Annotated in this window: 7 protein-coding genes; 6 read left to right on the top strand and 1 reads right to left on the bottom strand. The window is 68.1% G+C overall.

Annotated elements, in window-relative coordinates; genetic code table 11:
- The 6 genes from NNJEOMEG_RS13695 to NNJEOMEG_RS13670 form a co-directional block, all read left to right on the top strand.
- On the top strand, window positions 1-195 hold a 195-nt coding region (locus tag NNJEOMEG_RS13695; RefSeq protein ID WP_173085394.1), incomplete at its 5' end, for a 4Fe-4S dicluster domain-containing protein.
- 10 nt (window positions 196-205) lie between these two features.
- Entirely contained in the window at window positions 206-1,039 is an 834-nt protein-coding gene (locus NNJEOMEG_RS13690; protein WP_173085392.1) for an FAD/NAD(P)-binding protein, read from the top strand.
- A 233-nt stretch (window positions 1,040-1,272) separates the two neighbouring features.
- On the top strand, window positions 1,273-3,324 hold the full coding sequence (locus NNJEOMEG_RS13685) for a methyl-accepting chemotaxis protein (protein WP_173085390.1): 2,052 nt from the start codon (window positions 1,273-1,275) through the stop codon (window positions 3,322-3,324).
- A 202-nt stretch (window positions 3,325-3,526) separates the two neighbouring features.
- Window positions 3,527-4,282 (top strand): hypothetical protein, encoded by a 756-nt coding sequence (locus NNJEOMEG_RS13680; protein ID WP_173085388.1) that lies wholly within the window; start codon window positions 3,527-3,529, stop codon window positions 4,280-4,282.
- A gap of 131 nt (window positions 4,283-4,413) precedes the next feature.
- On the top strand, window positions 4,414-5,916 hold the full coding sequence (locus NNJEOMEG_RS13675; RefSeq protein WP_173085386.1) for a hypothetical protein: 1,503 nt from the start codon (window positions 4,414-4,416) through the stop codon (window positions 5,914-5,916).
- Between the two features lie 17 nt (window positions 5,917-5,933).
- Window positions 5,934-6,953, top strand: coding sequence for a hypothetical protein (locus tag NNJEOMEG_RS13670; protein WP_173085384.1), 1,020 nt, complete (start codon window positions 5,934-5,936; stop codon window positions 6,951-6,953).
- Between the two features lie 305 nt (window positions 6,954-7,258).
- On the opposite strand, the gene NNJEOMEG_RS13665 is transcribed toward NNJEOMEG_RS13670, so the two are convergent.
- The gene (locus NNJEOMEG_RS13665) at window positions 7,259-8,404 is read right to left on the bottom strand and encodes a S1C family serine protease (RefSeq protein WP_173085382.1); all 1,146 of its coding nucleotides are present in this window, start codon (window positions 8,402-8,404) and stop codon (window positions 7,259-7,261) included.
- Between the last annotated feature and the right edge of the window lie 226 nt (window positions 8,405-8,630).

Below are 8,630 nucleotides of genomic sequence, written 5' to 3'. Positions count from 1 at the left end.
CCCCGGCCCACCAAGGCCCACCGGCTGAAAAACCGCGTGGGTCACAAGTTCAGCTACTATCCGGACATCCACGGCGGCGTCATCGCCTGCTGCGGCTGCGGGCGCTGCATCAAGTACTGCCCGGCCAGCGTGGACATCCGCGAGATCGTGCGCAAGGGCGTGGAACTCCCCGCCGCCAAGCCGGAAACCAAGTAGGGAGCCCTCCATGACCGCAAGCAATCCCTATCTGCCCGAGATCGCCACCGTGGTGGAGACCGTCCAGGAAACCCCCACCATCAAGACCTTCCGCGTGCGCCTGAACAACCCCGGGCGCATGGCGGCCTTCCGCTACGAACCAGGCCAGGTGGGCCAGCTCTCCGTGTTCGGCGTGGGCGAATCCACCTTCGTGATCAACTCGCCCCCCACGCGCATGGACTACCTCCAGTTCTCCGTGATGATGGCGGGCGAGGTCACGGCCAAGCTGCACACGCTCAAGGCCGGGGACCAGGTGGGCGTGCGCGCCCCCCTGGGCAACGCCTTCCCCTACGAGTCCATGAAGGGCAAGGACATTGTGTTCGTGGGCGGCGGCATCGGCATGGCCCCCCTGCGCACGCTGCTCCTCTTCATGCTGGACAACCGCGAGGACTACGGCAAGATCACCCTGCTCTACGGCGCTCGCAGCCCCGAGGACATGGCCTTCCGCTACGAACTGCCCGAGTGGACCACCCGGAAGGACATGGAAACCGTGCTCACCATCGACCGCGAGGCCCCGGGCTGGGAGCACAAGGTGGGGCTCATCCCCAACGTGCTTCTGGAAATGGCCCCCAAGTCCAAGAACGCCGTGGCCGTCACCTGCGGCCCGCCCATCATGATCAAGTTCACGCTCCAGGCCCTGAAGAAGCTGGGCTTCGAGGACGACCAGATCGTCACCACCCTGGAGAAGCGCATGAAGTGCGGGGTGGGCATCTGCGGGCGCTGCAACATCGGCACCAAGTACGTTTGCATGGACGGGCCGGTTTTCACCTACGCCCAGCTGAAGGAACTGCCCAACGAATTGTAGCGTGCAGGGCGGCCCTTCGGGGCCGCCCTTATCGTCATGATCATGAAATAAGGCAAACTGCTTGAATCCCGGAACATCCTGATCTAGGGTCGATCCGGAATCCACGGGATGCAACGCCTCGGACCGGCAGCCCTCACCCCGGTCAACGCGCGTCCTCAGTTCCGGGGGACAGCCGCTTCGCTGTACAGTCGTACGTCGCCCGTCCACCCCGGGCTCACCATGGAGGTCCCAGCATGAGACTTTCGCTCAAGGCCGCCTTTCTCGCACCGGTTCTATTCGTGGTAACGGCAGGCCTCGGGGGGCTCGTCTGGCTGGGGGCCAGCGCCACGCGCGACTCCGCCGCCACCATGCTGCGCTCCGACATGCCCATCGTGGCCCAGACCATCGTGCGCGACATCGCCTCCTCCATGGCCCTCAAGACCGAGGCCCTGCGCACCTGGACGGACATCGCCGTCACCCGGTCCACGGCCGCCACGGGTGACGGACACGAAGCCTTCCAGAAACGCCTTGCCGCCACGGTGGCCTCCTACAAGAGCCTGGGCATCGACTACGTGAGCCTCTACACCATCAAGGGCGACCTGGCGGGCACGAGCCTCCCCGGCCCGCTGGTCAAGGCCAACATGGCCGACCGCGACTACTTCAAGGCCGTGACCAGCGGCGGCAAGCCCTACTTCATCTCCAAGGCGCTGCTGAGCCGCATCTCCAACAAGAACGTCCTCGTGGTGGCCGTGCCCGTGAAGAACGAGTCCGGCGCGGTCATCGGGGTGCTCACCGCCGCCGTGGGGCTCGACTCCCTCACCGGCGAGGCCTCCGAGATCCGCATCGGCTCCACAGGCCGCGTGCTAATCTTCGAGCCCGACGGCAAGGCCATCGCGCACCCCGACAAGGGGCAGCTCCTCAAGGACGAGGCCGCCAAGGACGAACTCATCCGCAAGGCCCTGGACGTCAAAACCGCCCAGCTCGTCGAGGCCTCCGACGGCCGCCTGGCCGCCGTGCAACGAGACCCCTTCACCGGCTGGGTCTTCGTGGTGGAGGCCCCCATGGATGACCTCAACGCCATGGTGCGCTCCTCCATCAACCAGCAGGCCCTCCTGGCCGCCCTGGTGACCATCGTGCTCACCGGGGCCATTTGGCTGCTCTCCGTGAAGGTGGTCACAAGCCCCCTCACCCGCTGCCTCGACTTCGCCAAGGACGTGGCGGGCGGCAACCTGGACAAACAGCTCGAAACACAGACCAGCTGCGTGGAGCTTCGCGAACTCTCCCAGACCCTCTCCGACATGGTGGCCACACTCAAGGCCAACCTCGCCAGCATCGCCGACAAGGAGGCCCTGGCCCACGCCGAGACGCAACGAGCCCAGGAGGCCCTGCGCCAGGCGGAGGAAGCGGGCTGCCGCGCGGAACGCTCCCGTCTGGAGGGCCTGGCCGAAGCAGCTGGACGCCTGGAAGGCGTGGTCAAGGGCGTCAACGACTCCTCCGGCGTGCTCTCGCGCCAGATGGGCGAGGCCGTCCAGGACGCCCACGCCCAGCAGGACCGCACCATGCAGACCGCCACCGCCATGGAACAGATGACCGCCACCATCCTTGAAGTGGCCAAGGGCGCGCACGACGCCGCCGGTCAGACCGACGCCGCAAGCCAGAAGGCCCTGGAGGGCCGCTCCCTCGTGGACCAGGCCGTCTCCGCCATCGCCGGGGTGGACTCCCTGGCCGGGGAACTCAAACAGGCCATGGACGGCCTCGCCGCGCAGACCAAGGCCGTGGACCAGGTGATGACCACCATCTCCGACATCGCCGACCAGACCAACCTCCTGGCCCTCAACGCCGCCATCGAGGCCGCGCGCGCCGGCGAGCACGGGCGCGGCTTCGCCGTGGTGGCCGACGAGGTGCGCAAGCTCGCCGAAAAGACCATGACCGCCACCAAGGAAGTGGGCTCCACCATCTCCGCCATCCAGAACGGCACCCTGGACAACGCCCGCAAGGTGGTGGGCATGGCCGACGCCGCCACCAAGGCCAGCGAACTGGCCCGCACTTCCGGCGCGGCCCTGGCCGAAATCGTCTCCCTGGTGGAACACGCCCTGGACCAGGTGCGCTCCATCGCCACCGCCAGCGAAGAACAGTCCGCCGCCAGCGAGGAGATCAACCGCTCCGTGGACGAAATCCGCGAACTGGCCGGACGCATCGCCCAGGGCATGACCCGCTCCGAGGAGATCCTCCACGAGCTGGCCCACCAGAGCGACTCTCTGGAAACCATCATCACCTCCCTGCGCGGCAACCAGTTGGAGGCGTAGGCCGACAGAGTAGAGTAGAGAAGAGAAGAGAAGAGAAGAGCCTCCGGCGGCCAGAGAGGGCGCCGCCCTCTCTGGACTCACCCGCCAGGGGGGAGCCCCCCCTGGACCCGGCAATTGCTTCGCGGGTTTCACCGGACGCCCTGGTGCGGCCTGACGCCCCGTGGGCGCGGGGCAACGGCCCGCTACGAGAACAAACACGCCCATGCTGGCCGAAGCCCTCGAACACCTCCTCACGCCCTGCCCCGCCCCGGCCCGCCGGATGGGGCTCCTGCGCGAGTCCGTGGCCATCGGCGCGCGCCACCGCCGCTGCCGCGAGGCCTGGCGGCCCCACCTGGAGCGCTGCCGCGCCCACATCCTCCAGGCCGCCGACGCCTGCCAGGGCGGCGGCACAGCCCTGGTCCTCGGTTCCGGCCGCCTCCTGGACATCCCCCTGGAAGAGCTGGCCGCGCGCTTTCGCCGCGTGGTCCTGGCCGACGCTGTGCATCCGCTCAACGTGCGCTGGCGCGCCCGGTCCCTGCCCGGCGTGCGCCTGGACGCCGTGGACCTCACCGGCACATGGCAGGAGGTCCTCCAGGGACGCCTGCCCCGACCAGCCGACCCCGCCCTCTACCGCGACCTCTCCCCTGACCTGACCGTCTCCGCCAACTGCCTTTCCCAGCTTCCCCTGGCCCCCCTGGCACGCCTGGAAGCCGCTGGGCGTTACGATGCCGACGAGTTGGAAGCCTTCCACCGCGCCGTGCTGGCCGCCCACCTGGACTGGCTGCGCACGCTGCCGGGCGTGCGCCTGCTCCTCACCGACACGGCATGGCCCCCCGGGCCGCGCGGGGATGACCCCCTGCCAGGCCTCCAACTGCCGCCCCCCCTGGACGCCTGGGACTGGACCGTGGCCCCGCGCCCGGAAATCCACGCCGACCGCGACGTGACGCACCGCGTGGCGGCCTTCCTGCTGCGCGGCTGACCCGTCCGCCAGCACATCCCTCCGGCGCGCATCTCCCACGCCATCCCGCACTTTCTGCCCACATAGCGCTATGTGGGTGGATTTCCCAGCGCGTCTGGCGATAATCGCCGCGACCCTGGCAAGGAGCGTCGATGGCGAGATCAAGCGTCAAGCACCGCACCGTGAATTCAACCCCCGTCACCTTCGACGGCGGGCTGGACCTGTCCCAAGGCCCCGAGGCCCTGGCCCCCAACCAGCTCTCGGAAGCCCGCAACATGTACTACGAGGAGACGCGCAACGTCCTCGCCACCCGTCCCGGGCTGGTCTGCGCCGCCGAGCCGCCCCCGGGCGGCCCGGACATCACGGCCCTGCACTGGTACGAAAAGGACACCCTCACCGGTTGCCTCGTGGCCGCCACGGCGGACGGCAAGCTCCACAGCCTGGACGAGTCCGTTTCGCCCCCGGCCTGGAACCACGTGGCCGATCTGGACCAGCAGGGCATCACCCCGGGCTTGTGCACCTTCCACGGCAGGCTGGTGATCGCAGACGGCGGGCCCTGCCTGCGCGCCTGGGACGGGGAGACCGTGGAGGACCTGGAGGGCTCGCCTTCGGCCTCGGCCGTGGCCGAGATCGGCGGACGCCTCGCGGCCAACTCCGCCCAGGACCTGGACGGCGTGGCCCTCTGCGGCCCCTACGACGAAACCGACTGGGACATCGCCGACGGCGGCGCGATCTTCTTGCGCGCGGGCTACGGCGACGGACTGCGGGTGACGGGCTTCGGAGTGATCGGGCAGGACCTGCTGGTCTTCAAGGCCGGGGATTCGGGCAAGCGCATCATGCGCCTCCAGACGGCAGGACCGACCTCGGGCTGGGGCCTCACCCAGCTCTCGCGCAACCTCACGGCCCACTCGGGACACTGCGTGGAGCACGTGGGCAACAACCTGCTCTTCGCCGGGCCCGGCGGCATCTTCGACCTGGCGGGCGTGCAGCAGTACGGCGACCTCCAGGTGGGCGGCGCGGGCCGCCCGGTGAACCCGTCGCTGAACGGCAAGCGCGTGGCCTCCATGCGTTTCCTGCCCCGGCTGGCCGTGCTCCTGGCCTTCGTGGAGGGCGATTCCCAGGTGCTGGTCTACCATCCCCACAACGCGGCCTGGACCCGCCTGGACTTCCAGGGCCTCTTCCTGGGCGCGTGCTGCCAGGCCGGGGAGCGCATCTTCCTGGCGGGCCGAGGCGGACGGCTCTACCGCCTGGGCCTGGGCGAATCGCGCGACGAGGTGCAGCCCGGGGACTTCGCGCCCATCAAGGCCCTGGTGCGCTCCAAGATGTTCACGGCGCCGGGGGGGATGATCCTGCGCTCCGTCCGCCTGGACTTCGAGGCCCTCACGCCAGGCCAGGGCGCGCTCCAGGTGCTGGGCGCGGACCAGGTGAGCCCCGTGACGCTCTACACCTGGCAGGCCGACCCCGGCCTGGGCAGGCTTGCGGACGCCGACGCTCCCCTGGAACAGGCCTCGCAGCCCCTCGGGGCGTCGTCGGAAACCCAGGACGTGGCCCGCGCGCGCGTGCGCGACCGGGCCCTTTCCTTCCAGATCGCCACAACCGCCGGACGCGTCCGGCTCCGGCAGTGCCTGGCCGAGATGGCCCTGGCCGCCGGCTAACCGAAAGGAGAATCCCCATGGACTACAACGGTCCTTCCACCTTCGGCCTCCAGCAGGCCCACATCTTCGCCAACCAGAACAACGTGGACCCCTACGGCAAGGCCTCCTTCCTGAACGACGCCCAATGGTGGGGCAACAAGGCCCAGGCCCCGGCCAACACCCCATGGAGCGCCCCTTCCTACCAGAGCTTCAATTACCAGAAGTACGCTCCCGGCGCCGATCCCTCCTACAAAACCTACGCCCAGGCCGCGCCCGACTACAAGGGTTTCCGGGACGGCGACTACGACCGCTACGAACTCTCGCTCAAGGCCCCCGGCGAGCGCGCGGCCCAGAAGGCCTACGAGACGGCGAAACGCGACCTGGCCGACGCCTACTCCTCCCGGGGCCTCTACGGCTCCAGCCAGTTCACCCGTCAAATGGACGGCCAGGTCACCGAAAGCTACATGGACGCGCTGACCGGCAACGCGGCCAACGCCGCCGCCAAACGCTACGACTTCCAGGCCCAGGACCAGCGCTACGCCCAGGACCAGGCCATGGCCGCCTGGCAGGCGCGCATGCGCGAGAACGACGCGTCCAACCAGATGGCCTACAACGTCTGGCAGAACCGTCTCTCCGAGAACGAGCAGATGCAGAACCTGCTCTTCCAGGACAACTCCCAGGCCAACGACTGGAACTGGAACGCCTCCACCGCCCAGCGCGACTGGAACGACGCCATGGCCCAGCGGCAGGTGAACTACAACAACATGATGGCCCAGAGCCTCCAGGACTGGAACATGCAGCGCCTCTCCTGGGACACGGACCAGAACGAGGCCGCCTGGAACCGCACCTGGGGCATCTGGTCCAACGTGGACCCCGAGGTGGAGCGCTGGCAGAAGAAAATGATGCGCGAGCAGGCCAACCTGTCGTCCCAGAACTCGGCGGGGGGGCTCATCGCCTCGGCGGGCAGCCTGGTGGGCGGCGTGGCGGGCATGTTCAACCCCATCCTGGGCTCGGCCATCACCATTGGCAGCAACTTCGCCGGGCGGCTCATCCGGTAGCCGCGCCGCGAGACGAGGTCCCCGCCGGAGGCCCGCCCCCTTCCCGGGCGGCGCTTCCGCGCGGGAATGCCAAACGCCGTCGCGGACAGGTGTCGCCGCGACGGCGCTTGGCATCTTGATGCATCACCGACAGGGACGCGCCGTTCGGGATGACGGCAAAGAGTTCCGGCCCCGGCAGCGGAGCCGATCCGCTGGACATGGCGAACGCCTCACCCTGCCCGGCCTGGCCGGAGAATCAGCCGGGCGCATGGACCCGGCGTCCGCTTCCTGCCGGAACCGGCCGGACCGGGCCGCACTCCGTCGGACTACTGGGCCGAAAGCCCCATCACCCGCAGGGCGTCGGCGATGGGCACGAAAAAGTTCAAGCCTACCACGTCATCGGCTCTCACACTCCAGGAACACATGCCCACAACACGGCCCTGAGCGTCCACCAGCGGGCCGCCGCTGTTGCCTCCGTTGATGGTCGTGTCGCTTTGCAGCCAGCGCCCTTTCTGGTTGACCCGGTAGTTGCTCACCACGCCCTTGCTCACCGACCCCTGGAGGTTCTTGTCGTACGGCGCGCCTATGGCGTAGACGTCACTCCCCACCGGCAGGTCCTCCAGGCGGACCTTCAAGCCGCCCAGGGACGAAGAATCCACCTGCACGAGGGCCACGTCCTGGCGCGGGTCCGTCTTCAGGACACGCCCCTGAACCCTGGTGCCGTCCGGGTAGACCACCCGGATCTGCTTGCTGTCCTTCACCACGTGGTCGTTGGTCAGGATGAGGCCGGAATCGCCCACCAGGAAGCCCGAACCGTGGCCGCTGCCCTGCTGGAGCATCACCACGCGCTTTTGCACCTCGGGCAGACTCAAAACGCCTCCCTTGGCCAGGGGCACCGTTCCCATGGAAGGGTTGTCGGCGGACACGGGGCCGGGTGAGGCGGACGTGACCGGGCCGGGCACGAAAGTCTCGTCGGCAGGGGTGGCATCGTCGTCGCGCAGCATCAGTTGATGGAATTTCTGGTCGGCCAGCAGCCCCTTGGCGGCGTTGCTGAAGGCCGCCGCGAGGCTCACCTCGGCGTCGTCGCCCGAGAAGTCCACCGAGGCCGCGCCCTTGGTGACCTGGGTGTGGAGCACCTTCTTGTCCAGGGGATCGTAGACCTGCCACTCCACCGTGATGGTGGAGGAGGCGACGCCGTCGGTGTAGATCATGGCCCCGCCCCAGCCCCACATGTTGGGCATGGGGTAGCAGATGTTGTGGGTCACATCCAGGACCTTGGCCCCGAGCACGATCTCGGAGGATTTGCGTTCCTCAAAGAGATTGTCCGGGTCGCCCACCACGGTGTAGTTGGCCGCGCGCATCTCTTCATAGAAGGCGCTGGTCCATTCCTCGTCGCTGATGCCCTTGCGCCCCGCCCGCCAGGTCACGTCGCTCAGCCTGGCGCAGGCCAGGCCGATGCCTTTGCTCCCCACGCGGGTTCCGCGCGAAACTTTGGACACCACCTTGCGCAGGGCGATGGATTTGCTTTTCTTCCCGGCCGGAACGTCGATGGCATGATACTCGATAGGCGAAACTTTTTGAATACCGCATCCACCCAGCAATACGACCAAACAAACCAACAACACGACAAACACTGACCGCCTCATCCTGACACTCCCCTGGAAAACGACGAATGAAACATCGTCTTCCCTCTATCCA

Origin of the sequence: Fundidesulfovibrio magnetotacticus (assembly GCF_013019105.1) — a bacterium.
GTDB lineage: Bacteria > Desulfobacterota > Desulfovibrionia > Desulfovibrionales > Desulfovibrionaceae > Fundidesulfovibrio > Fundidesulfovibrio magnetotacticus.
This window is presented reverse-complemented; position numbering and strand designations above follow the sequence as displayed.

What these genes read in the sequence shown, in the direction of transcription:
- NNJEOMEG_RS13685 (WP_173085390.1), top strand. Translation starts at nt 1,273, where the DNA reads ATGAGACTTTCGCTCAAGGCCGCCTTTCTCGCACCGGTTCTATTCGTG.
- NNJEOMEG_RS13680 (WP_173085388.1), top strand. Translation starts at nt 3,527, where the DNA reads ATGCTGGCCGAAGCCCTCGAACACCTCCTCACGCCCTGCCCCGCCCCG.
- NNJEOMEG_RS13690 (WP_173085392.1), top strand. Translation starts at nt 206, where the DNA reads ATGACCGCAAGCAATCCCTATCTGCCCGAGATCGCCACCGTGGTGGAG.
- NNJEOMEG_RS13670 (WP_173085384.1), top strand. Translation starts at nt 5,934, where the DNA reads ATGGACTACAACGGTCCTTCCACCTTCGGCCTCCAGCAGGCCCACATC.
- NNJEOMEG_RS13675 (WP_173085386.1), top strand. Translation starts at nt 4,414, where the DNA reads ATGGCGAGATCAAGCGTCAAGCACCGCACCGTGAATTCAACCCCCGTC.